Raw genomic sequence first — 26,691 nt, 5'->3', positions numbered from 1 at the left:
TCGACGTGTTCCACGTCCTGAAATCGACGTACCTGCAACCGCCCGAGGTCATCAACCAGACCCGTCCCGCTCACCTCGAATGGCTCAAGGACGAGGTCAGCGCCGGGCGGATCGTGTTGGCGGGCCGCCTGGAGGACGAGTCGGGCGCCGTTCTGATCACCGGCGACATGGATGCCGAGCAGGCGCAGGACATCGTCGACCGGGATCCCTACACATCGGCCGGCGTTGCGCGCTACGACCGGTTGTCATTCAACGGGGCGTTCCGGGCGGCCGGCCTCTAGCCGCAGGCCTCTAGGAGAAACCTCACAGCTCCGGCAGGAATCATCGGGGCAGGCCAGCCCGTTGGTCGTATGAGGCCGATCGCGGTGTCAGCGACGGCTCTTGTCGATAGTTGATCGAAACGAAAAGAAGAAGGTCGTAATGAGCACCGTTGCCGCATATGCTGCACCGTCGGCGTCCGAACCACTGGTCAAGACCACCATCACTCGTCGCGACGTCGGGCCGCACGACGTGGCGTTCGACATTCACTTCGCGGGCATCTGCCACTCCGACATCCACACCGTCCGCGACGAGTGGGGCCGCGCGAACTATCCGGTGGTTCCCGGCCACGAGATCGCCGGCGTCGTCACCGAGGTGGGTGCGGAGGTGACGGGCTTCAAGGTCGGCGACCACGTCGGCGTCGGCTGCTTCGTCGATTCCTGCCGCGAGTGCGCGCAGTGCCGCGCGGGCGAGGAACAGTATTGCGTCAAGGGGATGGTCGGCACCTACAACGCAATCGGTCGTGACGGTGAGCCGACACAGGGCGGCTACAGCGGCGCCATCGTGGTGGACGAGAACTATGTGCTGCACATTCCCGACAGCCTCCCGCTGGACGCCGCCGCCCCGCTGCTGTGCGCGGGTATCACGTTGTATTCGCCTCTGCGCCACTGGAATGCGGGGCCGGGAACCCGGGTGGCGGTCATCGGGCTCGGCGGGCTGGGCCACATGGGCGTCAAGCTCGCGCACGCGATGGGCGCACATGTGACGGTGCTGAGCCAGTCGCTGAAGAAGATGGAGGACGGTTTGCGTCTCGGCGCCGACGAGTACTACGCGACCTCCGACCCGGAGACGTTCACCACGCTGCGCGGATCGTTCGACCTGATCCTCAACACGGTGTCGGCCAACCTCAACCTTGGGCGCTATCTGGGACTGCTCGCACTCGACGGCACGATGGTGGAACTGGGTATGCCGGAGAAACCCATGTCGGTCCCCGCCGGCGCGCTGATCTCCGGCCGGCGCCGCCTCGCAGGGTCGCTGATCGGCGGTATCGCCGAGACGCAGGAGATGCTCGACTTCTGCGCCGAGCACGCCGTGCGACCCGAGATCGAAGTCGTCACACCCGATTACATCAACGAGGCTTACGAGCGGGTGGTGGCCAGCGATGTGCGGTACCGCTTCGTGATCGATACGCAGTCACTGCGTGAGTGACCGCTCGTCAGACGTCATGCGGCCGATCAGAACTGACGAACGTCCTCGGCGTTGATGAACAGTCCGTGACCGGTGGCGTCATAAGTGATGCGGGTCCGCAGGTCCTCGTCTTGAATGGTCCAGCCGTCGACGCGATATGTCTGTCCGGCGTCCACGACGACGTCTGCGCCGGCAGCATCGTTCTCGGCAGGGACGACGCCCCGCTCCCAGTACATTTCACCGGTGCCACGCACGACTGCGAGGTTGAGCCGATTGTTGAATTTCGACGTCTCCCACGGAGCCTGACCCCATGGTTGGCCGTCGACACGCTGACATACCGCAATCGGTCCACCGCCGCGCTTCACGTCGTCGGCACTCACCAGGCAGCGGACCGTCCCGGACTGCAGAAGCACCTGCTGCCCCGTGTCGGCAGCAGCCGGCGGCGCCAAAACCACTGCACCGAGAACGGAGGCACCCAGAGCCGTCATTGCCCGCCTAATCATGCCCGTCTCCAACGTCGCGCTACGCCATCACCTTCAGCCGGGAATCGTCTCACGGGGCTCATCATGACAGGCCGGTTTCGTACGAAGTCGTCCGGTCGGCGCAAGTGACGGCGGCCGTTCGGGGTAGCCACCCGGCGGCCGGTATCAACCTGCTGCTAAAGACGCTGACATGCCCAATTTCGGCGAACTGATGCGTTGTCCGACGCTCGATAATCGCACCAACTGCGCGCTAGCGTGAAGCTATGAGTCCGACGGCGCCGGGCTGCGACGATTGGCTGGATGCCGCTCTGGTCGAGGAGGCCCACCGGGTCGGCGAATCCGTCGAGACGTATATCGGTCGCGCCGTCGCCGCCCGGATGATCATCGAGCGGGCCCGCAGGGGTGAGGGTGATGTGCGCGAACTCATGGCGCACGTCAGATCCTTGAACCTGGATACGCACGACCCGGTCACGGCCCTCGCCGAGGGCGCCGTCATCTCCGACCCTGATCGACTGCGCGCGCTCTACGACAGCGGACTGCTCGACGCCGACCGGGCCCGCAGCCTCGACCGGATCGTCGGCATGGTGGTGTACGCGGTCGGGGTGCCGTCAGCCGCGGTGACACTGATCGACCGCGACACCCAATACATGTGCAGCGCGATCGGCCTCACCGGCGAAATGGCGGTCAAACGTCAAGGGCCGCTGACGGGTTCCCTCGGCCGCGAGGTTCTGGTCACCGGCAAGCCGTTGGTCGTCGCCGATGCCCGCAAGGAACCGTTACTGCGCGACCACTGGGCAGTGAAAGAGGGCATCGTCGTGGCATACGTTGGCTTCCCGCTGACCGACGCCCAGGGACACACCATAGGCACGCTCATCGCCTGGGACACCAGACCTCGCCGGTGGACGCCTGGCCATGTCCAGGTGATGGAGGATTTCGTGATGGTGCTCCGCGCACGCCTGTTCGGCGTCAATCCGGACTGAGCACATCCATGACGAGCCCCTCGCCCACCCGCCGACAGCCGCGCTAGAAGTCCCAGTCCTCGTCTTCGGTGACGACGGCCTTGCCGATCACGTAACTCGACCCCGAACCGGAGAAGAAGTCGTGGTTCTGCGCAGCTACCTGGTCAGAGGATCGAAAGTGGTTGTTACCAGCGAGAACTCATATCTGGTGATGCCCACAGATACCCCCAAATATCCACAGAATGTGGGCAAATTGTGGGCACGGTCGCCGTGATAACACGGCGACTAGTGCCACCGTGATCAGCGCAAAGACGGCCACACCATTCGCCTGCTTGCGATCTTGGCGGGATCGCCCGCAGAGGATGTCCTTGAGTTTGGTCACGCGATCTGCTGGGGCATTGGGCGCGGGCGGTCGCCAAGCGACCTCGCGCATCAGGTCGTACGCAATGGTGTCGATGAAACGTCAGCCGTGCGGGTAGGCGGTTAACGGGCAGAACTTGCTCTGTTAGCCGTCAATGGCCTGGCACAGGCACTCGGGCCTCCGACCGCCGGGGAGCGGCGGCAGAGCGGCTGCAAAGCAATAGACAGACAGCTCACAATATTGAGACAATGAGGGGTACAAACAACTGAACAGAGGAGGTCAGCCATGATCGACTACGCCGAAAACCAGACTCTAGAGCGCATCTGCCGGGCTCACGGTGCCGATAACCCAGCGCTAATCAAAGACCTCGCCGCTCTGATCGACTGGGCGCATGCCAGTGAAAAGGCCGCCCATGGTGGTCCGAATCCGCCGTTTCTGTTGGTTCTGGAGTCGATGCTGGGTTTGCGCTCGCACCCAAGGTGCAGCCAGAAGAAGGCTGCTGCCGCATAGGCTCGGGCATGAGGGTTGCCGATGAGCGCAGACGGGTTCGATGAGGTCTGACAGAGCATCGCGCAGATGGTTTCGGCCCACAATGGTCTTGACGAAGACGACTTTCTCGCCCGGTTCGCCTACCTCGTCACTGAGTCGCGCCCGGAGGGGCCCGACCGCGATTTGGCCAGCGCGTTGTTTTCGGCGCTCTCCATCACTCCGCGAAAGAACGCCGGCCCGCTGCAGCGGTGGTGTCCGCGAAGGAACCTCCCAGGATCGTCCTATGTGTGCCAGTGGATCGACGACTTCCGCGAGGGTCGCGCTCGGGGCCGCAGCCGCGAGGAACCGAAGGTGTCCACGGACGGGACCGAAGTTGCTATTCCTCCTTGACTAGGCACTCCTCTGTCATATGATTCTGACCCTCTCGATGACTCCGTCACTTTGGAAGTCCATCGGAGCAGGTAGAAACCGGACGGGGGGCCCGATATGGGCATATTGGTGGTCGTAGGACTATTCGTTGGAGCCATGGTTGTTGGTCTGACGGGCGAGTTGATCCAGACGCAAGTTCTCCACAACACGACGCCGATAGCGGAACGAGGCGTAGGGTCAAGCTTCGTCATCGGCATTGTTGTCTGGCTTGTCATCGCTGTGGCGGTTCTCGCGATTCGATGGAGTAAAAATCAAAGACAGAAGGCAGACGCTGAACGCCAGAAGCAGGCCGCCCAGCAACAACAGCAAGAGCGCGAAAGACAAGAAAAACTCCGGCGGCACGCCACAGAGCAGCAGAGCCTGGCTGCACGGCTTCAGGAAAAAAATAATCTGGCCGTGGATCAATTCCGTCTGCTACCCGAATTTTTGAGCAGCGCTCATCGTTACCTCGACAGCGCGGAGGAAGAGTTCCGCGAGACCGCATATGTGCCGTTTTGGACTGCCATCGAGAACGCGACGACCGAACTCGGTGAATTCATTGATAGCGTTAATCTCATCAATAACATTGCGGCTGAATACGCCATTCTGGCCTCCCGATACGAAGGCCCGGTAGACCCGTTTGCTGTTTCCCTAGACGCAACCGCTAAACTTCATGTGAGCCAGGGTGTTTCGCAACGGATAAGTCAGATTACCCGGCCCGCTCATAAAGATCCAGAATTTGCGAAAACATTCCTGCTGATGCGGGGCAACTCGATCATGGTCGCTGGGTTCGCGAACCTCGGCCAGGCGCTCGGTAGAATGACCGAATCTCTCACATCAGCGCTCGCGGAAGTGAAGTCCTCAATTGGACAAGTCTCAGCGCAGATGAGCGGGGTAGCGACCAGCCTTGACTCGCTCAACTATTCGACGAGGTCGCTCGACGCTTCCACAAGGTCCGTCGAGGCCGGGATTCGCTCGAACTCGACGCAACTGAGCTCACACTTCAAGGAAATCGAACGGCTCCAATCTCGTTCGGTCGAGAAACTCGACAACATTCAGCGGGGCCGTAAACCGCCGTACTTCGTGTGATGCAGAGCTAGCCGACCCCTGCCTGGTCAAATCGCGCTTGTGACCCAGCGGTGATGCAAGGGGCGCTGGACCCGACCGCTGCCGTTCTGTACTTAGCGCCGGGCGGGGGTGGTGCGGGCCATGCTACGGCTGGGCTACACCGCATTTCCCTCGTCATCCCAGTTGGCGGCGACCTTCTTGCTCGGCTGGACGCGCGGTGGTTCGCCCGGCATCTTCGGATAGCCGACATGCTTTTGGCAATGCTCAGCTGCGAAAATATAGGTCAGTGAGCTGCACCATGCGGCAGGTTATCGGGCGAGAACTCGCCCGCAATCGCACACGAAGACTGCCCCCAAAGCCGCTGTGTAGAAGGTCGGTCGCTGCCGAGAGTGCTGCGGGGATTGCGCGGTGGGGTCCCACCGGTCAATCGTTGTGGAAAGCGCCCAACGGTTCGGTTCACTCCATCCCGTTGAGGTCAAACGTCAAGAAACCTGTAGCGCAAATGACTAATATTTTGAGCTGCCCCGCCGGGGCCTTTAGGGATTCAGCAGATCAAGAGCCGCTGGAGTAGCTGCAACCTATTGAATTTGCACAATTCGGTGCCACCGAAGTGATTTTAGGCAGCCCTTTTTCGAGGCCGTCCTCGCCTGCGGCGTTTACGCGGCTCGATCCCCGCTGCACGCCAGATGCCGAGGGCGAGGTCGCGGTTGGAAGTTTCTACAGATTGAATGAGGACGTAGGCGGCCCGTTCGACCCGATCTGAACCGCCTCCATTCTCCGCAACCAGCTGTAGCGCAGCCCTGCGCTCGGACTGCAACGAGTCCACGAGCAGACCCGTTTCGCCTCGACTGACGCCTCTGTGCATCGTTGGATCTGCCTCAGTTCTGTTCCTCTGGCCGGATGCCCTCAATCTATCGTATTGCGACAACGAGCTGCCGCCAAAAAAGGTTGCTGGCCGCTCGCGTCCGGGCCCTAACGAATCGCCACATCAAGTCTTAGATCGGCATTACGAATCTTTCTGATTATCGGAGGTTGCGCGAGCCTGGATGACACGACAAAGGGAACGGAACGGGAATCAGGTGACGGAAGGCGGGTCAGAGTCGAAGAACATCTAACATGCCTTTGTCCGGCATTTTTTGTTTTTGCCACGGCTGGGGATATCCATGGCGCAACACTATGGCGTGATTTGCCCTTAGGCCCGCCAGCAGCATCGGGCGTAGATCGTCTGGTGCCACCGATAGAGCGCACAGGAAGATCTCGACCGCCGTGTCGTAGTCGGTGTACTTGAATGCGCGGTGCAGGGTTTCAGATGCCCAGATGAGTGGCGGCCATCCATCCGGGCTGTCGGAATACGCCTTCGAGCCACTTGGGCTCTCGACGGGGCGCGCTTGCTTATGAGGTCTTTTGGCATGCCCGCGTAATGCGGCAATTCGATCATTTGAACCTCGGCGTCTCCCGCCATCCAATGAAGTTCACTCCCAGTAACGAGAACGCCGCGCACATCGACATCCGCGACGAGATCGTCACTCGGCTCCAGGCTCGTCCAGGAAATTACCTCTGACCTCAGCAGATTTGTTGTCTCAGCGATGTTGATGGAACCAGCAGCGGTGATTTTGACGCGGGAGAAAATCGGCGTTTCCTCAAGGCGCATCGGTGTCTCCTTCACTCCCTCGTAAGGGGCGGTAACAGACGGCAGGATGCGTTACACGTAAGGCCCAGAACGGCATCGAGGGCCACCTATGTGAGGGGGTACTGCTAGTCCATGGAGGCCTGGCGGTCGTGGGCGCTGACGGCGCACCGGGAATGGCTCCGGTGCCCGCTACCCGTAGTAGGCCCGCCAATTGGGTGCCGCGGGGTAGTGGTCGCTGTGCGCCGCGTTCGGCATCCCTTGGCCCATCATCGACAAGAACGCCCTCGTCATGTCCATGTTGGGGTCGTAGGCTGCCATCTGGGTGAGCACGGTATCCATGCACCCGCCCCGAAAGTGGTGTACGTCGCCGGGCGGGTAGCCGGTGGAACTGGCGTCGGCCTCCACGCCTCGGCAGAAGGCGACGGCAGGCTCGGGATTCGCTACGTAGCCGAGCAGGTCGCTCGGGTGCGTGCCTCGGCCTACCAGGTACATGTACTTGGCCAGCGACCAGTCGCGTCCGTAAAGATAACTGTGGTAGCAGTCGGTGTTTGGCGTGCAGTTGGCGTTGGGGATCGTGTCGTCAGCGTGCGCGGCAGTTATTCCGCTGGACAGTACAGCTACGCCGCCGATCACGCCCGCGGCGATTGCAGTCGCGATGATCTTCATGATCCGACCTCCACCTCACCCCGGTTCGATGTCATATGTCGCATCGTCCCTCAACGCAACGGCGTCTGGAGCCGGGTCTGGCGAACTCATAGTCGGCGAGCACGCTGCTGGTAATAGGGTTGCGGCTAGGTCGGCTTCGCTCGAACCGGCTAATGCCGGGCCAATACCGGCCTTAATCCGAGAGGGCGCGTTGGGTCACCGGCACGTGCAGATCTGTGTGCAGGATACAAAGGGAGGATCGCCGACATCAGAAGCATCGTTCGGACGACGGGTGCACGTCCGCCTTCGTTTGATCCCCAAGCTGCCTGAGCAGACGGCGGGGAGTGTCAAGACAGAGCCCATTCGTACCTTGCCCACAGATGTTTGCGGACGCCGACGATATAGATTTAGTTCGTGCGCGTGTCCCGGGTTTCGCTTTACAACTACCGTTCAGTGGAATCTGTGGAGTTCGACGTAGGGCCATTTACTGTGCTCTTCGGTAAGAATGATGTAGGCAAGACCAACATCCTTGAAGCCATCTACGGCACACTTGCGCCGCAGAATATGCCGGGTCACGCCATCGGGCCACCTGTGCGGGGTATTCGAGGAGCGGACTACTTCCTGCCTCCCCTTGGAGCGGTGCTTTTTGACTTGGAGCAGGGCGTACCGTTCGACGACAGTGTGCTCGCCAAGTCCCCGGCGCAGGCCGACGTGGACGCGAATGGCGGGGCAGCTGAACCGAATCTGCCCATTCAGGTGTGGTTTTTCAGTCACTCTGAAAAAGCCGGGCTCCTATTCGGCGATCTCGCTCGGTATTACCTAGAACTTGCAGCTGATATGAGGAACCGCCTTGAAAAGAAAATTTTCGAGGTAAAGTTCGATACTTTCCACATAGAAGGACCGCGGCCACGCCCATTGTTTCTCGGTTGGCAATTCGACGATGTGAACGGATGGGCCACCTCAGCGCTAGCCGACCTGACCGCCGTCTCTGATGGAGAGAACATCAAAACGCAGTGGCTAGAGCCGATGGACTATGACGAATCCCTCGGTCTTTGGGAGGTGTCACCCGAGATACGTCAGCGTGTGAACCAACTTGGCTCTCTTGCCACAGACTTGTTGCCCAACTTCATCGACGGTTCCATTGAAGCAGAATTCGACGTTCCCACCCGATGGGAAAGCTCGCCCGGTGTATCACTCTGGTTCAGGCCACGGGGTGAGGAAGACCGGCATGCGCTCGAATCCTTCGGTAGGGGTTCCTCGCGCTGGATGTCGATTGCAGTTCAACTCGCTTTGTGGCTCATGGAAGAAAGTCAGGAGATTACAGGGTTGGGTTTCCCTACAGTTGAGCCGTTCTCGGGCAACGTCATTTTCGTCGATGAGCCCGAAGCCCATCTGCATCCCTCGGCTGTGGCCAGTGTCGTGCGCTGGTGCCAACGCATGGTTAGTTGCGGGTTCACGGTTGTGGCCGCCTCGCATCACGAGGAGTTTCTGCGGGCCTCGGGTGATGGGGTGACATTCGTGAAAATCAGCCGCGACATCGAATCGTCCTCGACACAGGCCCGGACAGTGCTAAGTACTGCCACACCGCTGCTACAAGAACTCGCCACAGAAGTCGGCATGCACCCAGCTACAGTGCTATCGCTCCGCCGAGCCATCCTGTTCGTTGAGGGACCGCTAGATGAGGCGGTACTTGACGAGTACGCCTCGCCAGCGCTTGATGCGGCGGGAGTGCTCATCATCCCAATTCACGGCACCAAGAACCTGGAGGGACTGATCGACGGGGAGTTCCCATCCCGACTGGGCGTCAAGCTTGGTGTGCTCACTGACGCCACTGTCACACAGACGATCTGGGAGCGTTCGAACCGCAAGCGGTCCAGCGAAGAAGTCAAACTGGTGCGACTCATCAAGCGGTTCGAGGACAAGGGCCTCCCGCCGCCGAAGTTATTCGGCGTGCCCGAAGAGGATCTACTGTTCGCACTTCCTGCTGCGGCTATACGCGACTACGTGAGGGGGCCTTTCCCCGGTTGGCATGAGCTGGTAGATGAGTGTCGCACCGCCACAGGTAAGGGACCGTCTGACTCAGTGGACTGGAAAGCATATGCCGAGGAGCACTACGGCCTACCCATCACGACCGCAGACGGCGTACGAAGCGTCGTCCACGAACTCGACCTGGCCGGTGTGGAACTGCCATCCATACGGGCCGTCGTCGATGAGGTCATCAATTGGTCCAAAGAACCGCACGACGCAGATTGAGCGCATGTCTCAAATCAGAGCACATATGAGACCTCTGTCGAGAAGCATCCCGCAAGGCGTTCCCCAAGGCCAGGTTGTCTCAGAAGTTCGTCTCACGAGTGCCTGTCTCGCGGACTACGCCAAACGCTTCTGAGACAGTGACAAGCCAGCGCCAATCGTCTCCCGTTAGCTCTCACTCTGGTGCTGGCTGGGGTCGGTGCCACCGTTAGAGGCGGGCAGGTTTCGGTCGTCGGCCAGTGACCCGCCGACTGGTCCGAAGCGGCGCGGCGTGGCCTGTTACGTGCCGCTGCCGGGGTTGGTGCTGCCGCCGTTCTTGGCGGCGTCCTTGGCAGCCTTGCGGTCCTCCTTGACGGCTTTGCGGGCGTCTTTGACGGTTTGACGGGCGTCCTTGATGGCCTCGCGGTCTTTGGGTTTGGCCTGCCGCAGGTCGTTGAGGTTCTCCCGGGCGGTGTTCAAGGCGGCCTGAGGGCCGGACGGGTTGTCGCCGGGGCCGGGCACGTTGCCGCCTCCCTGAGAGCCGCCTCCACAGCCGCCGCCGTTGCCGCCGACGCCACCCTCCCCGCCGCCAACGCCGCCAGTGCCGCAGCCATCATCACTGCCGCCGCCGTCGTCACCTGGATCAGCCAAGGGAATGGTGATCGACGGGAGGGCCGAAGCTGTCGGCGCGAGCGGCAGCACTCCCACCCCGGCTATTGAAACCACCGCCAGCAAACCGAGGGCCGTTTTCTTCATTTCATCCCCCTTGACTACTGTGAAGAATTCCCAACCGGTGGCAGCATCACCGTCTGAACTGCCGGAACCAAGACGAATTTACGGCACCGACAAGGGTTCTCACAGCTAATACACAGGTGTCTCTGGGCGTTTCTTGCGTACGGCAGCAAATGACTTTCATTGACCTGGGAAAAGGCTGCCAACCCTGCGGGGGACTGTGTCAGCGATGCGGCGACCGGTCCTCTGCATCCCCCAGGTCACAACAGGAAATAACCGGTCTGAAAAAGCTATGGCAATTGCGCGTGTCGGGGCGGGTACCACCGCCGCTGCGCCCCCACAGCGCGTCGTCGCCGAGAACGGCTCGGGCCGCGCGTTGCGACGCCTCGCACGCGGCGGGCCGGCCCACATCATTGGTGACGCGAGCCGAACACTAGATCAGTCGAGCCGGGCTCCGCCCTAATTCAAAACGGGTGTCACTCGGGTGGTGGTTGGATGTCGGTGCCGCCATTAGAGGCTGTGGCGGTCCAACCGGTGTTATCGCTGCCGTTTCCTGCTTGAGCGAGGGTTTGTAGGAAGCTGTCGAGGTCAGTGACGGTGGCGGTGGCCGTGTTGTTGCTGTTTCCCGCTCCCACGCCAGCTTCCGCCCGCACCTCGGGCGCGCTCGCGACGCTGTTCGTGGCGGTGGCGGAATTGTCGATGTTGTTAGCCCCAAAGCCCGCGTACGCAAAGATCCTGGCCTGAGCGCCGGTGTTGGTGGCCGTGGCGGTGTTGCCGCCGTTGTTGCCGCCGTAGCCCGCGACTGCCGAGACATCACCCTCGACGGCGCTATTGGTGGCGGTGGCGGTGTTGTCGTGAGAACCGGTGCCGTCATTACCGGCATATGCCACGACGTAGCTGGCGCAACTGCCACAGTCGCTGCCGACGACGTTGGTAGCAGCCGCGGTGTTATTTGTCCCGTTCGTACCTGCCTCGGCGTACGCCTGAACAAAGCTGGGCCCGCCGGTATTGGTGGCGGTGGCGCTGGCGGTGTTGGAATTGCCGCCACTGCCGCCGAGAGCGGCGGTGGCATAGGCCTTGGTGTTGGTCCCGGTGGCCGTCGCGGTGGCCGTGTTGCCGGTGTTGCTGTCGCCGATACCAGCGTAGGCATTGGCTAGACTGTTGGGTCCGCTTGCTGCGGCAGTGGCGGTATTGGCGTTGTTGTCACTCCCTGTTCCGGCGAAGGCGTAGGCGTTGTCACCGGTGGCGGTGGCGGTGTTGTTGTGATTGCCGGTGCCCTCACCTGCGACAGCTCGACTGTTATCGCCGGTGACTCGGGCGGTGTTGTTGCTGTTGTCTTCGTCGGTACTGCCGCTGCCGGCCCTTGCGTAGCTGTTGTTGCCCTTGACGGTGGCGTAGTTATTGTCGCCGCCTGCTGCGGTGGCGTTGGCATTGGTGCCGGTCGCGGTGGCTTTGCTCTTGTTGCCGCTGGCCACGGTGGCGGTGGCGTTATCGCCTTTGGCTTTGGCTTTGGTGCCGGTGCTGCCTATCGGGGTGGAGGCGAACGCGGTCCCGCTTTGTTTCTTCACCACACCGTTCTTGGAGACAGACACGCTCTTCTCAGGCTTGGGTGCTTTCGGTGCCTTTGGCGTGTTTGCCGCTGAAGAGTGGGCCGACGAACTCGTGTCGTCGGATGGCTTGGCGGACGCCACCCAGGGCGTCGCGACCAGACCGACCCCGATGCCCAGCGCCACGGCTAACGCCCCGACTCTGCCGACGTAATTTGCGTGCGCCATGACTGTTCTCCTTGTTGCGCCGGTTGAGAGACGGTTCGCCGGGCAGTGCTGCTTACTCAACCTGCCAGGAGTTCATGAGCCCTGTTTGCTCGTTGTTGCGACGAGGACTCGTCAGCAACGGTATGGGCTAACCCCGCGAAAGGAATCGGGTGTTTCCCTACCATTCACTGCATCCACCCCGTACAGCGTTCGGGCAAGCAGACGGCTAGATGTGGGCAACTATGGGTAGCGGCGGCATCCTGGGGCCAGACCCTGCTGCTGAACTAAACGCCCCCATCGAACGTCCCACGTCGAGCAGAGACGGGCCAGTCTCGGCAACTGTGCAGGTGCCAGTGACGAAGTTTGCCGCTGACTTAGAGCATTTTCCCAGGCCAATGAAAATCATTTGCTGCCGGTTTCAATAAGCGCCGATGTGGTTCCTGAGGAGTCGCTGCTAGATCCTGTCGGTCACGTAGATTCAAGTCAGTCTCAGCAGTTCAGACGGTAGCTGCTCCCTTTCCGGACGTTGAAGCTGATCGAGGGGAGAATCCGATGAAGAGAGCTGCGCTCGGTTTGGTGGCGGCGGTTTCGATTGCTGGGGTGGGGGCGGTTCCGTTCGCTCCAGTAGCTGGTGCTCAACCCTTTATCAACGCGCCATTAACAACCGGCGACGACGAGGGTACCGGCGGTGTCGGCGGTGGTGGTGGTGGCCCCGGCGGCTCCCAAGGTGGCGGCAACATACCCGGTGACGGCGACAACACGGTGCGCGATCAGATCAACACTGCGCGCACAACCCTCAAGGCTGGGTTGGGCGATTTGAAGGCTGAGCGGCGCGAAGCGAAACAGGTGGGCAAGGAAGCCGCCAAATCGGTCAAAGAGCAGATGCGCGACCTGAAGATGGATTTCCGCAACGATGTTCGTGACATCAAGCGCGGCGGCACCAGCGGATAGAGGCGTCTAGCTTCGACACAAAAGCGCTCTCGCGCCCGGTGCCGGCCTGTTATGCGAGTGCGGCCAGTCTGCCCTGTAGGCGAAGGTGGGGCATGGTCTGGTTGGTGGTGGAAGCTCGCCGTGTAGCCCACCATCTTCTAGTGGCGTGCCGCTGTACGCCTTCGCCGAGTATCTCCACGAGTCGCCGTGTTGGGCGATGAGTCGGGTAAGACGATCTTCGGCGGAGTCGGGTTCCAGCAGCCAGACCGCGACTGCCGCCGACTCATATGCTCCTCGAAGGAGGACGAAGGGTGCATGTATCCAGGCGTCGCCCGGGATGAGTGCACCCGCGACCGACAGGCACTCGACCGTGTGAGTCAGACTGCGGTGAACCACCGTGGTTGCCCAGATGTCGGGCAGGCGAGCCAGATCGACAGATAGATCGCTGTTCGGTTGCGCGGTCAACAGGACTGGGTTGCGTAGCCACGCTTCCAGTCCGCGCAATGTGCGCAATTCCTGAACCAGTCGTTCGGCGGTACAGGCGTCCACGATTCGATCCTCTGGCATTGAACCGGCGAGGCCAAATTGCGTCGAATCCGCATGACGTCCGCATTTAGTTTCGCAACATGCCACGAACCGCTGTGCGAACGGCTACGTCACAGATTTGAATTCACAACATTCCGAATTCCCAGTCGGACTGCACCAGGGCCTTGGCCTCGCGCAGAGTTGGGGTCTGATGGAAGGTTGTGGTGCGCTCGGCTCCGGCGACACTCTTGGTAACTACCCACCCAGTTCTGCCGCGCACAGCTCGATAGGTCACTTGGCTATCCACAATCCACGTGCTGATGCCGTAGTCACCGGCTCTTATCTTGTGCACTGGCCAGTGTGGGTCGTCCTCATATCCCTCACCTCTGCGTTAGGACCAACGCCGCGGCCAGCCGGTGCGTTTTAAGCCGCTCGGACGTTTCCTTCGGTTCACGTTTCGTGTGCAGTCCCAGCACCGACTCCAAGACCAATAGGAAGGGCGGCTCGGGGCCTCCGTACTTGGCCGCCTCGCTTTGGTGCGCCCACCCGATCAGCCTCGCCAGGTGCTCGATCAACTCTGGTTTATCGGCACCGTGAAATCGGCAGATGCGCTCTAGAGTCTGCTGTTCGGCGTAGTCGATCATGGGCGACATCCTCTGTTTAGTTGTTTGTAGCCTCCATTGTCTCAACGTTCTGTGTCCGTCATTGCTTCCCGAGCGACTGTCTTCGCTAGAGCGATGTCCGCGGGACCTGTGTAATCGCGTTCGAGACATGCCCCCGCAAGCCTGGAAGATGGCTTAGCGCGGAAGTACCAGCGGTTTCGCCGTGGGGGACGATCAGCTCTTGTCCTTGTTCGAGCGCTTCGATATAGCCGCAAACCCCGTCGGCGAGCGGGACTAACCAGGCCGTCGACTCGCTGTTACGTCCGTCCCAGCCTCTCTCGCGCCTTCCTCACCACCTCGTCGCTGAATAGGTTTGGGTAGTTCAGCACGAGCTGCTCACTGGTCAGGTCCGGGCGAGGCGGATCCATCAGATACGCCAGTTTGACGAACCCATCGCCGGGCTTATCGGTGTCTACAACCATCCTGGTGGCCTCTACGGCTCCGTACTGTTTGACCATTTGAATGAAGCGATTTGGGGGGTAGTTGAGCCGCTTGGACTCTTCAATCCCCTTCCAGAGGTCGGCCTCGAAATGCTCCATTTCCATTAAACGATCATCACCTCGATCCGCAAAGGGTCTGCTGTCCTCGGCGTGCCGCCGGGTCGCTCAGCATTCCACCCCATCACAGTATTCAGGGCAGCTCTGGCCCACCGTCGTGTAATAGACGTGCGTGTACTCACCCGTACCCCGCAACTGTGTGCCGGGTTCCCAGTCCTCATATGCAAGCACCGCCCGGACTGTCATGGGTTGCAGCCCGAGGTCAAGCAGCTGGCAGATCAGTGGTCGTGGTTGTGCTTCAGCCGAGGCCGCGAAAATGACGCTTGCGACAGCCGCAACGCCCGCCGTGATGACCGATCTCATCGGACCTCCAAGATGGCCGAACCCTTCACATGTTGAAGGGTTGCTCACTCCGCCCCCAGCCCGCGTCTTCGAGATCAAGAATATGGCGAGGCCGGCGCAAACGAATCAGGTTTTGCTATAACTTGCTTGCTGGTTCCAGGACGTGCACGTTGGCAGTCCATGCTCTTCGGGTCTTCACCTGGGGTTGGTCACGTCTCTAGTCGGCGTGATGTGTTCGGCGGCGGGCGGGTGGTTGCTTGCACAGGCTGTTGGTTGTGACCGTTCCCTGTCCCTAAAGGGACAGGAGAATACGTGGTCGCTCGGCACGTGGTCGATACGTGGTCGCTCGCGTGGTCGCTTCATCTGCGGAATCACGAAAGCGGTCGTCCCCGCGTGGTCGCCCGTGGACGACTCTGTGGTCGCTTTCCCGCGTGGTCGCGTTAACTGCGGTTTCCTACATCGCGTGGTCGCTCGCGTGGTCATTTTTCTCATGTCGCGAACCATCTCGCAGGAGTGCCTCCACCGACGCCCCCCTGGGTACCGTCTTCGCGCCGTGCCCGGCCCCCCTCGACTAGCCGGTCGAGGTCGCGACGAGCCTTTTGCATCGCACAGGCCCGCGCCCGCTTGTCGAACCTCTCGCCGACATGGCGAAGGCCCATCACTTCCTCAGCAGACAGGCCGTCGTCCGCCGCCGCCTTGAGCGTCTCCAGCAGATCGAATTGGTCATGAATGACCATCAGTCCACTGGCCTGGTCGTGGTGGACCAGGAATGGCCCGACCTCCTCGGCAGGCTGCCGGACATGGCGGAAGCTGACGACGGTGTCGCCCGGATTGCCGTCGAGCAGGACGACTGAGCCCGCCCCACTGGTCAGCCAGGTCGAGCCATACACGTCCTTTACGCCGCCCGTGGTGCGCTTGACGGGATGGTGCAGCTCGGCGAGTTGGCGACCGGACTGCAGCAGTATTTGCCGGGCCCGGTTGTATCCCGCCCCAACCGCGTCTTCGGACAGGCCAATGGCGGCGTCCTTGAGGCTGTCGAGGAACACGATGTCGGCGTCGACCTGCTCGGCCAGCGTAGTGAGCAGAGCGGGATTGGCCGCGAGATCGTCGGGGGGCGGTCCCTTCCAAACCATTAGCCGCTCGGCCAGCGTCGCGCGCATGCCCTGACCGAACTGTCGATGCAACGAGCGGGCGATCTGGGCGGGCCGGTCCATCGCCAGGTACAACACCCTGGCCCCGTTACCGTGCACGGGCAGCCCCAGCACCGGCCCCGGCACCGGCAGTAGCAGCGCTTGGACCAGCAATCCGGCCAGCGTGGTTTTGCCGGTTCCAAGCGGGCCCGAGATCATTAGCGACTCACCTTCGGCCCACAGGACCTGGTTACCTTGCCCCCATAGCGCGGGCAGCGAGTCGGGCACGTCGAGGATGAATGCTGCGCCATCGACGAAGCTCCAGCTCCCTCTATCGGTGTCGGCGGTATCCGAAGCATCCGTTATGGGCGGGGCGTTCTCGTCAGCGCTCACGGCTTCTCCAAGCAGACCCGCCAGCACCGGGCCACGTCGTCGTCATGCCGCTGATTCAGCCGGGTAGCCAGGTCATCGCGCTGCTGAACCACCCATCGCGCATGGGCCTCAGTCAGGCCGCTGCTCAAACAGGCTCTGACCACTCGCATCGTGTCCGAGGAGCGGTCTCCGCTGTTCTTGCCCAGCGCACGCCGCACCGCCGGGAAGTACTTCGGGTTGAACGGTGCAGCTTGCCCGATCACCGCAGCCCCACGCGCCGTGGGTGTGTTTTCATGCCTGGATTTACGCACCCTCCCCGGGGATGTGTCGGTCAGCTCGACACCGAGCAGATCGGCAAGTTCCTCCGGGTCGATCCGCACGCCGTCCGGTGCCACTGCCCACGTCACCGGCACCGGCTCACCGCCGTCGATGGTGGGCTTGTGGTTGTGTGTGCCCGGCGGGCGAAGCATGTCGTTGTCGCTGACCTTGGAGTCGGTGGCACCGGAGTGCGCCATCAGCCCTCGGCACAGTTGCTCGTGCTGGTGGTGGGGCACCGGGCGGGTGAGCCGCACATATACGTGCCCGTTGCCCGGCGACCCGGAGCTGACGGCGAACGCCCCCGGAACATTTCGCACTGAGCTGGTGTTTAGACGACCCCTGTCCACGTCGGCGTGTACAAGTGCGGGGGCGGCAGAGGTGTGTTTCTTTCGCCTCGGCTCGCTCATCAGGTACGGGCAGAGGTAGCAGTCGTGTGCGCCGGAGTTCTTCAGCAGAAGTTCCAGAAGCTCACGGTCTTCACCTGGCCAGGCCAGGCATCCCTCGACCCACTGCGCGAAGCGGATTTTACCGCGCGCGTTGCGGTAGGGAGCTATCCCGATCCCTACAAACAACCAACCCTGTGCTCCGCCGAAGGCGGCCCAGAGATAATCCATGATGTCGTTAGCACGCTGCTTGTCTTCACCGTGCCCGTCTAGCATTGAGCCGAGCCCTTGATCTGCCGCCCGGTGGACAAAGACTCACGCAACGGCCCGGGGCGGACCACCCGAGTCGTTTGCCTTCCTCGGTCACTCACGACGTTAGGCTCGTGGGCAGTCCCTGCAACAGATTGTGCAGCGGCCACGCCCTCTTCCCACTGTTCGACGATGTCGTCGGTGAGGTCGGCGTTGTTATTCCTCACGCCAACTCCGAAGTGTTGACGGTGTTCTCCGCGATCCAGCGCTCCACATCCTCCCAGCGGTACCTCACGCTGCGGCCCAGCTTGATGTAGTCCGGCCCCCGCCCTTCGTGTCGCAGCCGAGCCAGGTGGGCTTCGGTGGTGCGGACGACCTTGGCCACCTCCTTGGAGGTTCCCAGTCCGGGGCGTTCGGTGTCACCATTCGCGTCCTGTTTAGGTTTGCTCATAGCGTTGGCATCTCTCTGTCGTCTTGCCGTGTATGAGCATCAACGTTGCGGCACAGGTGAATTGAACGCAACTACTTGAGACTGGTACGGTGGTACCAGGATTACAGATTTGCTACAGGTTTGCGGGAACTTACCGTGCCATACGTTGGGACCATCCCACAAGGAAGGCAACCGCGGATTGTTGAGTTACCACAGTCCGACACAGGCCGAACCGGACTATTTCTTAGCGAATTGTGACCTTCTGCAGCGCATTCCCGCGCACCTCGTTCAGCGCGGTAGCCACCGCCTCTAGGTCGTCGTCGAAGAGATCGGCGTAGATGTCCAGAGTCATCGCGGCGCTGGCATGGCCCAGCATCCGCTGTACCGCCTTGACGTTGGCTCCGGCGGAAACCGCCAGCGAGGCCGCGGTGTGGCGTAAATCGTGAGGAGTGACCCGAGGAACCTTAGCCGACGTGACCGCCTTGTTGAACCACCCGGAGACGGGGTGCGGTCGGCGCAGGTGCTCACAGTCACCGAATAGCAGGTCCGTCCTGCTTTTGTTCTCGCATGCCCGTGCGAGTGGCGGCACCAAGAACGCAGGTAGCGGGATCGAACGATGCTTGTGGGCTTTCGGGGTGCCGACGTGGATGCCGGCTCCTGACTGCACGGCGTTCTCGTGGATCAGGGCACGCTTGCGCAACAGGTCGAGATCAGCCACCCGCATGGCGATGGCCTCACCCCAGCGCAGGCCGGTGTAGGCCAGCAGCAGCACCAAGGTCCCGTACTCCCCCGCCTCCTCGGCGAAGTCGGCCACCTGCTGGTGGCTCAGATAGACGTGCTTTTTCCGGGTGGGCTTGGGCAGTTTCAGACCGGCGGCGGGATTCTTGGGGATCAGGTTGTCGGTGACGGCGTCGGCCAAAATCTGTGCCAGCACGTAGTGGGCCCGCTTAACAGTGGCGGCACTGATGGCCTTGGTCTCCCCGGTGCCCTGCCCCAGTTCGGCCAGCCAGCCCTGCACGGCGGTCGGCTTGATGTCGCCGAGGGCGATGTGGCCCCAGCGTGGTTTGACCCGCACGCGCCAGGCAGTCTCCATCACCGCGTACCCCGACGGCTTCAGGTGTCCCTTCTGGCGCTCCAGCCACGCCTGCCCTAGGTCATCCACCGTCCTGCGTGCGTCGGCGGGGTTTACGTACTCGCCCTTTAGTTTGGCCACCTCAACCGTGTTCGCGAACCGTGTGGCCTCGGCTTTTGTCTTGAACCCCCGCTTGTCGGTTTGGCGGTTGTCCGGTGTGCGGTACCGAACCCTATAGCGCTTGCCCTGCTTCGTTTGGTACGCCGCCACTACTGCCATGCCCACAGCGTAGATAAGTGTGGGCAAAATGTGGGCAGAAGCACCGAGGCAGGTCTCCTGCGGGCCCGCAATCGGCCCCGCTCGCGAGGCCGCCGCTAGGCAGGATCGTGCCTCTGAACTGCCCTTCTAGAAGTCCCAGTCCTCGTCTTCGGTGACGACGGCCTTGCCGATCACGTAACTCGACCCCGAACCCGAGAAGAAGTCGTGGTTTTCGTCGGCGTTGGGTGACAGCGCCGACAGGATCGCCGGGTTGACGTCGGTCTCATCGCGAGGGAACAGCGCCTCGTAGCCGAGGTTCATCAGGGCCTTGTTGGCGTTGTAGCGCAGGAACTTCTTGACGTCCTCGGTCAGCCCGACACCGTCGTAGAGGTCTTGGGTGTATTCGACCTCGTTGTCGTAGAGCTCGAAAAGCAGCTCGTAGGTGTAGTCCTTCAGTTCGGTCTGCTTGGCGGCGTCCTCGAGCGCCAGACCGCGTTGGAATTTGTAGCCGATGTAATAGCCGTGCACGGCCTCGTCACGGATGATCAACCGGATCATGTCGGCGGTGTTGGTCAGCTTGGCCCGGCTGCTCCAGTACATCGGCAGGTAGAACCCGGAGTAGAACAGGAAGCTCTCCAGCAGCGTCGAGGCCACCTTGCGCTTGAGCGGCTCGTCACCCTTGTAGTACTGCATGACGATCTCGGCCTTGCGCTGCAGATTGGGGTTCTCCTCCGACCAGCGGAAGGCATCGTCGATCTCGGCGGTCGAGCACAGCGTGGAGAAGATGTTGCTGTAGCTGCGCGCGTGCACCGACTCCATGAACGCGATGTTGGTGTAAACGGCTTCCTCATGCGGGGTCAGCGCGTCGGGGATCAGGCTGACCGCCCCGACCGTGCCCTGGATGGTGTCGAGCAGCGTCAGGCCGGTGAACACGCGCATCGTCAACTGCTTCTCATGGTCGTTGAGCGTGTTCCACGACGGAATGTCATTGGATACCGGCACCTTCTCCGGCAACCAGAAGTTGCCCGTCAGCCGGTCCCAGACCTCGGCATCCTTCTCGTCCTGGAGACGGTTCCAGTTGATCGCCGAGACACGGTCAATCAGCTTCACTCCATCACTCACGAGAACCCCATTTCACCTGGTCTTTGTCCGCTTGACGCGGGTTCTTTCGCCCGACATCGACACTACCCCTGGGGGACGACATCCACGGGCAACACAACATCGTGTGTTTGGCGTGTCGCTCCCGCCTCCGGGTCACCGCTGCGGCCAGTGTGCATTCTGATCGACTATTCGCGCCGTTTCGGGCCGAATCGCGATCTCAGCGCACACTAGGCAGCGAGCTCGGCGCGCTGCCGGCCGAAGAACCGATACTCGGACTTGTCGAACTTGCGGGTCGCCAACCAGTACTGCCATGTCATGCCGCTCCACAGCGTTCGGTTGACGCCGTGCTCGTCGAGATACCAGCTCTGACAACCGCCGGTGCTCCACACGGTCCCGGCCAGTTCGTTCTGCAGCTGTTCGTTGTAACGGTCCTGAGCCTCGCGGGTCGGCGCCAACGCCTGCGCGCCGGCTCGGTCGACGGCCGCGATCGCCTGCGCGGCGTAGCGGATCTGCGACTCGATCATGAACACCACCGAGTTGTGCCCCAGCGCGGTGTTGGGTCCGAGCAGCAAGAACAGGTTCGGCATGTCGGCGACCGTGATGCCGCGCAGCGCCGCGATGCCCTCGCGATTCCAGCGGTCCACCAGGTCCTCGCCACGCGGGCCCTTGATGTGAACGTAGGTGTAGGAATCGGTGACGTGGAAGCCGGTGGCGAACACGACGACGTCCACCTCGCGTTCAGCGCCGTCGGCGGTGACGACGCCCCGCGGGGTGAACCGCGCGATACCGTCGGTGATCACCTCGGTCTTCGGGTCGGCGATGCCGCGGTAGTAGGTGTCGGAGTTCAGGATTCGCTTGCAACCGGCGCGGTAGTTCGGTGTCAGCTTACGGCGTAGCTCCCGGTCCTTGATGGACCTGCGGATGTTCCACTTCCCCAGCAGCTCACCGATTTTCAACAGTCGCGGCTCCCGGGTCATCGCGAAACCGACGCCCTCGTGAATCCAGTAGATGCCCGCGCGCATCAGTTGCCGGGTGCCCGGCACGTTGGTGAACAGGTCGCGCATCCAGCGCGGAATCGGGTTGTTCGGCCGCGGCATCACCCACGCCGGCGTGCGCTGGTACAGATGCAGCGCGCCGACGTCCTTGACGATCTCGGGCACGATCTGGATCGCGCTGGCGCCGGTGCCGATCACCGCGACCCGTTTGCCGGTGAGGTCGACGCTGTGGTCCCACTCGGCGGAATGAAAAGTGGCACCGGTGAATTCGTCAAGCCCGGGAAACTCCGGAACGAACGGGATGTGCAGACCGCCCGCACCGGACACCACGAACTGCGCGACGAACTCGCGGCCGTCCTTGGTGAACACATGCCAGCGCAGTTCGTTGTCGTCCCAATGTGCACGGTCGACGTACGCACCGAACCGGATATACCGACGCAGCCCGTACTTGTCGGCCACCCCTTTGAGGTAGTCGAAGATCTCCGGCTGGAACGACCACATGTGCTTCCAGTCGGGCTTGGGTTCGAACGAGAACGAGTACATGTGCGACGGGATGTCACACGCGCATCCCGGATAGGTGTTGTCCCGCCAGGTGCCCCCGATCTCGTCGGCCTTCTCCAGGATCAGGAACTCGACACCGCGCTTCTGCAGCTCGATGCCCATCCCGAGACCGGAGAAGCCGGTACCGATGATCAGTGCGCGGGTGTGCACGGGTTGGGCGGCTGTGTGGGCCGCCTGCTCGGCCACCGTCATCATTGGGCCTCTTTCCTGGGAACGCCGGTACCGGGTACTTGCCTCAAGTTTCCGGGCCACGGGCGCGGGTGTCAATGACGACGTCCGCTCCCTACCGTGCTGTCGAGTGTGGCCTCATGGCACGGTCCGACGCCTCGAAGCGTGTCAAACCCCACACTCGGCGGGTGATCAGCCCGGGCGTCAGGCGACCGGCTGCTGCCTGCGAACCGCGGTGTGAACCGGCTGGTCAGGGTCGATTTGGATGCCCAACAGCTCGGCGGTGCCGTTGATCGCGCCCACCATGATCGTGGTCATGTGTGCGACGAACTGGTCGGCCGGCATGCGGCGGGTGCCGTCGTCATCGTCGCCCAGCCACCAGTCGGTTGCCGACGCGGCGGTGCCGAAGATCGCGTACGCGGCCAGCTCGAAGGCGGCTGGATCCGGTGCCAGATCCTTGAGTTCCTCGCTGATCATGTCGGCGACAGCCAGCGTGATCTCGCTGCCCCGGTTGACGGTCGTCATCGCGGCCGCCGACTTGTCGGCGAACCGGCCCTGCAGCAGGAACCGCACCACGTTGGGATGCTGCTCGACCAGGTCGACGTAGTGGGCAACGCCACGCCCGACGATCTGGCGCGCCGAGTCGTGCTCCACGTCGATCGATGGGATGATCGCCGCCCACAACATGTCTCGCATACGCTGGCCGATCTCGCTGAACATGTCGGACTTGTCGGTGAAGTGGCGGTAGATCTTGGGTTTGGCGGTGCCGGCCTCTTCGGCGATCTCGCGCACACTGACATTGGGGCCCAGCCGGTCGATCGCGCGAAAGGCGGCGTCGACGATCTCGGCGCGCACCTTCTTGCGGTGCTCACGCCAGCGCTCGCTGCGGGCGTCCACCTTGACACCCGACTCGCCACTCGACCGTGGCCTTCCCGCTCGTCGCACCCGGTCACTCTACCGCTCAAGCACTGCTGACCAGCTCAGACCAGGTCACTTACGTTTCCGGACGCCACCTCTGGGCAACTCCGTCCGACAAGAGAGGCCGACGCAGCACGGGTAATATCGCTGCGACAGTCGATCGACGGAACGAGTTTCATGACGCAGCAATACGACCTGGTCATCGCAGGTGGCGGGCCCTCCGGCTCGGCAGCCGCGTGGCAGGCCGCTCAGACCGGCGCGAAGGTCGTGGTCCTGGACAAGGCCGAATTCCCGCGGGCCAAGCCGTGCGGTGACGGGCTCACCGCCCGCGCGGTGAGTTATCTGCAGAAGATGGGACTGGCCGATGAGGTGGCCACGTATCACCGCGTGAATCGCGTGACGGTCTTCAGCCCGAGTGCGTGGGAACTGTCGTTTCCGAAGCGACCCGGCATGCCCGACCACGGTCATACCGTCAGCCGGGAGCGCCTTGACACCACACTTCTCAAGCACGCCGAGTCCGCGGGCGCCGAAGTGCGCCAGGGCGCGGAGGTTTCCGGGCCGATTCTCGAGAACGGACGCGTTGTCGGAGTGACGCTCAAGAGCGGCGAAAAGGTGTACGGCGACGCGGTGATCGCCGCCGACGGCGCCTACTCCCCCATCAAACGGGCCCTGAAGATCGACTCCGAATACAACGGCTACTCGGCGATCGCGATCCGCTCGGAGATGCACGCCAACCGGCCGGACTCCGACAGCCTCGACATCTATCTCAAGCTCGTCTTCGAAGGCGACCAGTTGCCCGGGTACGGCTGGGTGTTCCCGATGGGCAACGGCATCTTCAACATCGGACTGGGCTACGTCAACAGCTACAAGAACTGGCAGTCGATCAACGCCACGCAGTTCCTCGGCGAGTTCCTTCGCACGTTGCCTGCGGAGTGGGACCTCCCGCCGATCGAGGAACTCAAGAAGAACAAGAGCGTGCGAGCCTGGCGACTGCCGATGGGATTCACCGCGTGGCCACCGTGGCGCCCGGGCGTCCTGTTCACCGGCGATTCGCTCGGCGCAGGCAAGCCGGCCTCAGGCGCGGGGATCTCCAAGGCGCTCGAATCCGGTTTGGCCGCAGGCGAATGCGCGATCGCGGCGCTGCAGAACGGCGGACCCGACGACTTCACCAACTACGCACAGCGCATGGAGGCCGCTTGGGGTCGCGAATACCGCCGCGGCCGCTACTTCCACAAGCTGCTCGGGTATCCGAAGGTCGCCAATGCCGGAATCAAGCTGATCGACAACGCGATGTTCCGCGACCGGATGCTCAAGGCGCTCTACAAGAAGGCCCAAGGCCCCCAGCACACCGTCAAGTGAGACCGCAGGCTTAGCTCACTTCTTGGCGACGACCGTCAACAACACCGCCGAATCCTCAAGGGCGGCAAGGCTATGGCGTTCGTTCGGTATGGCGAGGTAGTCTCCTGCGCCGCCCTCCACCGAGGCGCTCACCGCGCGGAGTTGCACGCGCCCGCGCAGCACCAACAGCGTTGCCTCGCCGGGACTTTCGTGATCGTCGAGGCCATGGCCGGCGGTCAGCGCCAGTAGGGTCTGACGGAGCGTACGGCCGCTCCCGCCGTACACGGTCTGCGCGGAACGTCCGGACGAAGCGGCCTTTGCGGCGGCGAGCTGTTCGTCGGCGAGCTGTTGTAACGACAGCGCGGTTGTCGCGGTCATGAGTCTTCCCTTCTCGCCCCGGCTTTCACCGTTCGGGGCGCAACACCAAACTGACTTCGCACGAACCACCGTGCGGGTCCGGCGTCACCGACGCCTGGTACCGGGCGCCGACGGCATCAGCGTTCAGGTTGATCACCTCTTGGATGAGGCCCTGCTGGATGCCGCGCACGACTTCCGGCGCCGACGCGGCCACCTCGGCCAGCGGGCACGTGCAGATCTGCACCGTCACTTCGCCGAACGACGTCAGCAGTGAACGAACCTGGAAACCGAGTTCGTTGAGGGTGGCGACCACCATATCGGCGATCGTGGCCTCGGGCCGTCGGCGGGCCAAGCGGACCCGATGGGCCAGGTCCGCCCCGATTTGCAGAGCACGTTGTTCGCGCTCCTGCACGGTTCCGCCCAGGTGCGCGGCGAACAGCGAGACGATGTCGGCGTAGTCGAATCGGGGCGCCAATTCATAGGTGAGCCGCGGTCGCCCCGCTCGACCGGCCTTGGCCGCATTACCCCGCCGGATGAAGCCCTGCTCCTCCAGCGTGGTCAGGTGGAAGCGGGCCGTGGTGACGTGAATCTGCAGCGCGTCGGCCACTTGTTGGGCGTCGACGGGATCCGCGGCGTTCTTCAGCAGGCTCAACACCTTCTGGCGCTGCTGCCCTGCAGCCCGTTCCGGCTGCGCATCGAGATCGTGGCGCGACACTGGCATGGTCCGAGTCTGTCACGACGTCGGCACAACACCGACCACCGCGACCGCGGTCAGCGCGCGCCGATAGCGGTGGAACGTCTTGCGCATACCGATGACCCGCTTGCGCGCCGCCGGCCTGACGATCAGGTTGCCGACGATCCGCAACGCACCGGTGAACCCCTCGTCGGCCAGGACCCGGGCGGGATTGAGCAGCGCCATCTTCGCGTGGTCGACGGTCACGACCTCGAACCCGGCCTCGGTCAGCAGCGCCACCCATTCCGACGTCGTCAGCGGCCGCGCGTTGACCTTGATCGCGCGCGCCATGTCCCGACGGATCACGTCCTTGGTGTCCTGCGGAAGGTCGTCGGGCTGCAGCCCCAGTTCGTGGATCGCGTAGCGGCCGCCCGGTCGCAGCACCCGGAACGCCTCGGCGACGATCGCGCGCTTGTCGCGGTCGCCCTGCATCGTCAGCATCGCCTCGCCGATGACCACATCGGCGCTGCCGGAAGGCAATCCGGTATCGGCGGCGTTGGCCACCACCACCTTGCCGTCGACGGGTGCGACGACCGCACGCACCGTCTCACTGGTGGCCTCCGTGTCGTCGACACCGACGTAGGACCGCGGCCGTTGGGCGACGATGTCGGTGGCGGTGCGCCCCAGACCCGGGCCGAGCTCGACGACGTCAGCGCCGCCGACCTTGGCGGCCGCGAGCAGCCGGCTGGTCAGCTCGAGCCCGCCCGGGCGCAGTACCCGTTTGCCGAGCCGGGCCAGCAGCCAGTGCCCCGGCAGGTCTGCGTCGGACCGCTGCGCGAGCGGAAGTGATTCTCTACCAGACATTTTCGAATTGTCCTTCCCACGACGGCGATCACGAAGATCGCCGTGAATACTGAGCATGCGTAGAGCAGCGCGCCGTCCTGGCCCCACGGCGGCGTCAGGACGGTGTCTTGGCCGGTCGCGTACACCGCGTTCAGCAGCGGCATGAAGCGCTGCAGCGTCGCCCCATTCGGCAGATACCCCGCCGCTGTTTCGACGACGAACGCCCACAGCAGGATTCCGCCTACCGCGGCGAGCGGCGAGCGGGTGAGGGCCCCGACTCCCACACCCGCCCCCGCCGCGAACAGTGCCAGCACCGGCCCCGGGCCCAAAACTACCGTTCCCCCCGAGGGGGGGAGCCGCCCCCGG

25 protein-coding genes and 2 pseudogenes are annotated in these 26,691 nt (G+C 62.8%); 9 read left to right on the top strand and 18 right to left on the bottom strand.

Features of this window, described 5'->3' with window-relative positions:
* Positions 1 to 5 precede the first annotated feature (5 nt).
* Together AU198_RS17385 and AU198_RS17380 are read left to right on the top strand one after the other, a co-directional pair.
* A complete protein-coding gene (locus AU198_RS17385; RefSeq protein ID WP_064349685.1) occupies positions 6 to 281 on the top strand; it encodes a YciI family protein in 276 nt (91 codons plus the stop codon).
* Positions 282 to 420: 139 nt separating this feature from the next.
* Positions 421 to 1,467, top strand: coding sequence for an NAD(P)-dependent alcohol dehydrogenase (locus AU198_RS17380; protein ID WP_064349661.1), 1,047 nt, complete (start codon positions 421 to 423; stop codon positions 1,465 to 1,467).
* A 26-nt stretch (positions 1,468 to 1,493) separates the two neighbouring features.
* On the opposite strand, the gene AU198_RS17375 is transcribed toward AU198_RS17380, so the two are convergent.
* Positions 1,494 to 1,934 (bottom strand): hypothetical protein, encoded by a 441-nt coding sequence (locus AU198_RS17375; RefSeq protein ID WP_231744703.1) that lies wholly within the window; start codon positions 1,932 to 1,934, stop codon positions 1,494 to 1,496.
* 257 nt (positions 1,935 to 2,191) lie between these two features.
* On the opposite strand from AU198_RS17375, the gene AU198_RS17370 reads away from it, so the two are divergent.
* Positions 2,192 to 2,908 (top strand): GAF domain-containing protein, encoded by a 717-nt coding sequence (locus AU198_RS17370; RefSeq protein WP_064349657.1) that lies wholly within the window; start codon positions 2,192 to 2,194, stop codon positions 2,906 to 2,908.
* A 43-nt stretch (positions 2,909 to 2,951) separates the two neighbouring features.
* Here AU198_RS17370 and AU198_RS26250 read toward each other — a convergent pair.
* Positions 2,952 to 3,044, bottom strand: a pseudogene (locus tag AU198_RS26250) (hypothetical protein); the annotation flags it as partial.
* A 183-nt stretch (positions 3,045 to 3,227) separates the two neighbouring features.
* Between AU198_RS26250 and AU198_RS26915 the strand changes: the two are divergent.
* From AU198_RS26915 to AU198_RS17360, 3 genes are all read left to right on the top strand, one after another.
* Positions 3,228 to 3,374: a DUF732 domain-containing protein gene (locus AU198_RS26915; protein ID WP_353612093.1), complete on the top strand. Its 147-nt coding sequence runs from the start codon at positions 3,228 to 3,230 to the stop codon at positions 3,372 to 3,374.
* A 159-nt stretch (positions 3,375 to 3,533) separates the two neighbouring features.
* On the top strand, positions 3,534 to 3,758 hold the full coding sequence (locus tag AU198_RS26245; RefSeq protein ID WP_156431655.1) for a hypothetical protein: 225 nt from the start codon (positions 3,534 to 3,536) through the stop codon (positions 3,756 to 3,758).
* 504 nt (positions 3,759 to 4,262) lie between these two features.
* Complete coding sequence (locus AU198_RS17360; RefSeq protein WP_156431654.1) at positions 4,263 to 5,234, top strand: hypothetical protein; 972 nt, start codon at positions 4,263 to 4,265, stop codon at positions 5,232 to 5,234.
* Between the two features lie 1,798 nt (positions 5,235 to 7,032).
* Here the strand turns inward: AU198_RS17360 and AU198_RS17355 are convergent.
* On the bottom strand, positions 7,033 to 7,509 hold the full coding sequence (locus tag AU198_RS17355; RefSeq protein ID WP_064349654.1) for a hypothetical protein: 477 nt from the start codon (positions 7,507 to 7,509) through the stop codon (positions 7,033 to 7,035).
* Positions 7,510 to 7,902: 393 nt separating this feature from the next.
* On the opposite strand from AU198_RS17355, the gene AU198_RS17350 reads away from it, so the two are divergent.
* Positions 7,903 to 9,741, top strand: a complete 1,839-nt coding sequence (locus AU198_RS17350) for an ATP-dependent nuclease (RefSeq protein WP_156431653.1) — start codon at positions 7,903 to 7,905, stop codon at positions 9,739 to 9,741.
* A gap of 276 nt (positions 9,742 to 10,017) precedes the next feature.
* Here the strand turns inward: AU198_RS17350 and AU198_RS17345 are convergent, their stop codons facing one another.
* On the bottom strand, positions 10,018 to 10,473 hold the full coding sequence (locus AU198_RS17345; RefSeq protein ID WP_064349652.1) for a hypothetical protein: 456 nt from the start codon (positions 10,471 to 10,473) through the stop codon (positions 10,018 to 10,020).
* A gap of 452 nt (positions 10,474 to 10,925) precedes the next feature.
* The gene (locus AU198_RS17340; protein WP_064349650.1) at positions 10,926 to 12,182 is read right to left on the bottom strand and encodes a hypothetical protein; all 1,257 of its coding nucleotides are present in this window, start codon (positions 12,180 to 12,182) and stop codon (positions 10,926 to 10,928) included.
* 573 nt (positions 12,183 to 12,755) lie between these two features.
* On the opposite strand from AU198_RS17340, the gene AU198_RS17335 reads away from it, so the two are divergent.
* Positions 12,756 to 13,154, top strand: coding sequence for a hypothetical protein (locus tag AU198_RS17335; protein WP_156431652.1), 399 nt, complete (start codon positions 12,756 to 12,758; stop codon positions 13,152 to 13,154).
* Between the two features lie 884 nt (positions 13,155 to 14,038).
* On the opposite strand, the gene AU198_RS17325 is transcribed toward AU198_RS17335, so the two are convergent.
* From AU198_RS17325 to AU198_RS17280, 9 genes are all read right to left on the bottom strand, one after another.
* Positions 14,039 to 14,302 (bottom strand): hypothetical protein, encoded by a 264-nt coding sequence (locus tag AU198_RS17325; RefSeq protein ID WP_156431651.1) that lies wholly within the window; start codon positions 14,300 to 14,302, stop codon positions 14,039 to 14,041.
* Between the two features lie 275 nt (positions 14,303 to 14,577).
* On the bottom strand, positions 14,578 to 14,865 hold the full coding sequence (locus AU198_RS17320; RefSeq protein ID WP_064349644.1) for a hypothetical protein: 288 nt from the start codon (positions 14,863 to 14,865) through the stop codon (positions 14,578 to 14,580).
* A gap of 782 nt (positions 14,866 to 15,647) precedes the next feature.
* Positions 15,648 to 16,682 (bottom strand): AAA family ATPase, encoded by a 1,035-nt coding sequence (locus AU198_RS17310; protein WP_156431650.1) that lies wholly within the window; start codon positions 16,680 to 16,682, stop codon positions 15,648 to 15,650.
* Complete coding sequence (locus AU198_RS17305) at positions 16,679 to 17,296, bottom strand: hypothetical protein (protein ID WP_502689301.1); 618 nt, start codon at positions 17,294 to 17,296, stop codon at positions 16,679 to 16,681. Before AU198_RS17305 ends, AU198_RS17310 begins: the two co-directional genes overlap by 4 nt.
* Positions 17,297 to 17,834: 538 nt before the next feature.
* Positions 17,835 to 18,062, bottom strand: coding sequence for a helix-turn-helix transcriptional regulator (locus AU198_RS17300; protein WP_064349639.1), 228 nt, complete (start codon positions 18,060 to 18,062; stop codon positions 17,835 to 17,837).
* Between the two features lie 223 nt (positions 18,063 to 18,285).
* Positions 18,286 to 19,392 carry a tyrosine-type recombinase/integrase gene (locus AU198_RS17295; RefSeq protein WP_064349638.1) on the bottom strand — a complete coding sequence of 369 codons (1,107 nt, stop codon included), beginning with the start codon at positions 19,390 to 19,392 and terminating at the stop codon, positions 18,286 to 18,288.
* Positions 19,393 to 19,518: 126 nt separating this feature from the next.
* Complete coding sequence (gene nrdF / locus AU198_RS17290) at positions 19,519 to 20,493, bottom strand: class 1b ribonucleoside-diphosphate reductase subunit beta (RefSeq protein ID WP_156431649.1); 975 nt, start codon at positions 20,491 to 20,493, stop codon at positions 19,519 to 19,521.
* A 206-nt stretch (positions 20,494 to 20,699) separates the two neighbouring features.
* Positions 20,700 to 22,220, bottom strand: coding sequence for a flavin-containing monooxygenase (locus AU198_RS17285; RefSeq protein ID WP_064349683.1), 1,521 nt, complete (start codon positions 22,218 to 22,220; stop codon positions 20,700 to 20,702).
* Positions 22,221 to 22,400: 180 nt separating this feature from the next.
* Positions 22,401 to 23,141, bottom strand: coding sequence for a TetR/AcrR family transcriptional regulator (locus AU198_RS17280; RefSeq protein ID WP_064349635.1), 741 nt, complete (start codon positions 23,139 to 23,141; stop codon positions 22,401 to 22,403).
* 150 nt (positions 23,142 to 23,291) lie between these two features.
* On the opposite strand from AU198_RS17280, the gene AU198_RS17275 reads away from it, so the two are divergent.
* Positions 23,292 to 24,473: an NAD(P)/FAD-dependent oxidoreductase gene (locus AU198_RS17275; RefSeq protein WP_064349633.1), complete on the top strand. Its 1,182-nt coding sequence runs from the start codon at positions 23,292 to 23,294 to the stop codon at positions 24,471 to 24,473.
* A 15-nt stretch (positions 24,474 to 24,488) separates the two neighbouring features.
* Here the strand turns inward: AU198_RS17275 and AU198_RS17270 are convergent, their stop codons facing one another.
* The 4 genes and pseudogenes from AU198_RS17270 to AU198_RS25855 all read right to left on the bottom strand — a co-directional run.
* Entirely contained in the window at positions 24,489 to 24,830 is a 342-nt protein-coding gene (locus AU198_RS17270) for a cupin domain-containing protein (protein WP_064349631.1), read from the bottom strand.
* 25 nt (positions 24,831 to 24,855) lie between these two features.
* Complete coding sequence (locus AU198_RS17265; protein ID WP_064349630.1) at positions 24,856 to 25,530, bottom strand: helix-turn-helix transcriptional regulator; 675 nt, start codon at positions 25,528 to 25,530, stop codon at positions 24,856 to 24,858.
* Between the two features lie 12 nt (positions 25,531 to 25,542).
* Positions 25,543 to 26,346 (bottom strand): class I SAM-dependent methyltransferase, encoded by an 804-nt coding sequence (locus tag AU198_RS17260; protein ID WP_064349627.1) that lies wholly within the window; start codon positions 26,344 to 26,346, stop codon positions 25,543 to 25,545.
* Positions 26,232 to 26,691, bottom strand: a pseudogene (locus AU198_RS25855) (hypothetical protein); the annotation flags it as partial. The gene AU198_RS17260 and the pseudogene AU198_RS25855, both read right to left, overlap by 115 nt.

Origin of the sequence: Mycobacterium sp. GA-1199, from assembly GCF_001500045.1 — a bacterium.
Lineage (GTDB): Bacteria > Actinomycetota > Actinomycetes > Mycobacteriales > Mycobacteriaceae > Mycobacterium.
This window is presented reverse-complemented; position numbering and strand designations above follow the sequence as displayed.

Excerpts from the sequence above, each read along its gene's own strand:
- AU198_RS17270 (WP_064349631.1), bottom strand. The coding sequence starts at position 24,830 with ATGACCGCGACAACCGCGCTGTCGTTACAACAGCTCGCCGACGAACAG.
- AU198_RS17355 (WP_064349654.1), bottom strand. The coding sequence starts at position 7,509 with ATGAAGATCATCGCGACTGCAATCGCCGCGGGCGTGATCGGCGGCGTA.
- AU198_RS17375 (WP_231744703.1), bottom strand. The coding sequence starts at position 1,934 with ATGACGGCTCTGGGTGCCTCCGTTCTCGGTGCAGTGGTTTTGGCGCCG.
- AU198_RS17370 (WP_064349657.1), top strand. The coding sequence starts at position 2,192 with ATGAGTCCGACGGCGCCGGGCTGCGACGATTGGCTGGATGCCGCTCTG.
- AU198_RS17345 (WP_064349652.1), bottom strand. The coding sequence starts at position 10,473 with ATGAAGAAAACGGCCCTCGGTTTGCTGGCGGTGGTTTCAATAGCCGGG.
- AU198_RS17360 (WP_156431654.1), top strand. The coding sequence starts at position 4,263 with ATGGTTGTTGGTCTGACGGGCGAGTTGATCCAGACGCAAGTTCTCCAC.
- AU198_RS17265 (WP_064349630.1), bottom strand. The coding sequence starts at position 25,530 with ATGCCAGTGTCGCGCCACGATCTCGATGCGCAGCCGGAACGGGCTGCA.
- AU198_RS17275 (WP_064349633.1), top strand. The coding sequence starts at position 23,292 with ATGACGCAGCAATACGACCTGGTCATCGCAGGTGGCGGGCCCTCCGGC.
- AU198_RS17285 (WP_064349683.1), bottom strand. The coding sequence starts at position 22,220 with ATGACGGTGGCCGAGCAGGCGGCCCACACAGCCGCCCAACCCGTGCAC.
- AU198_RS17320 (WP_064349644.1), bottom strand. The coding sequence starts at position 14,865 with ATGGAAATGGAGCATTTCGAGGCCGACCTCTGGAAGGGGATTGAAGAG.
- AU198_RS17380 (WP_064349661.1), top strand. The coding sequence starts at position 421 with ATGAGCACCGTTGCCGCATATGCTGCACCGTCGGCGTCCGAACCACTG.
- AU198_RS17260 (WP_064349627.1), bottom strand. The coding sequence starts at position 26,346 with ATGTCTGGTAGAGAATCACTTCCGCTCGCGCAGCGGTCCGACGCAGAC.
- AU198_RS17295 (WP_064349638.1), bottom strand. The coding sequence starts at position 19,392 with ATGGCAGTAGTGGCGGCGTACCAAACGAAGCAGGGCAAGCGCTATAGG.
- AU198_RS17335 (WP_156431652.1), top strand. The coding sequence starts at position 12,756 with ATGAAGAGAGCTGCGCTCGGTTTGGTGGCGGCGGTTTCGATTGCTGGG.
- AU198_RS26245 (WP_156431655.1), top strand. The coding sequence starts at position 3,534 with ATGATCGACTACGCCGAAAACCAGACTCTAGAGCGCATCTGCCGGGCT.
- AU198_RS17300 (WP_064349639.1), bottom strand. The coding sequence starts at position 18,062 with ATGAGCAAACCTAAACAGGACGCGAATGGTGACACCGAACGCCCCGGA.
- AU198_RS17325 (WP_156431651.1), bottom strand. The coding sequence starts at position 14,302 with ATGATCGACTACGCCGAACAGCAGACTCTAGAGCGCATCTGCCGATTT.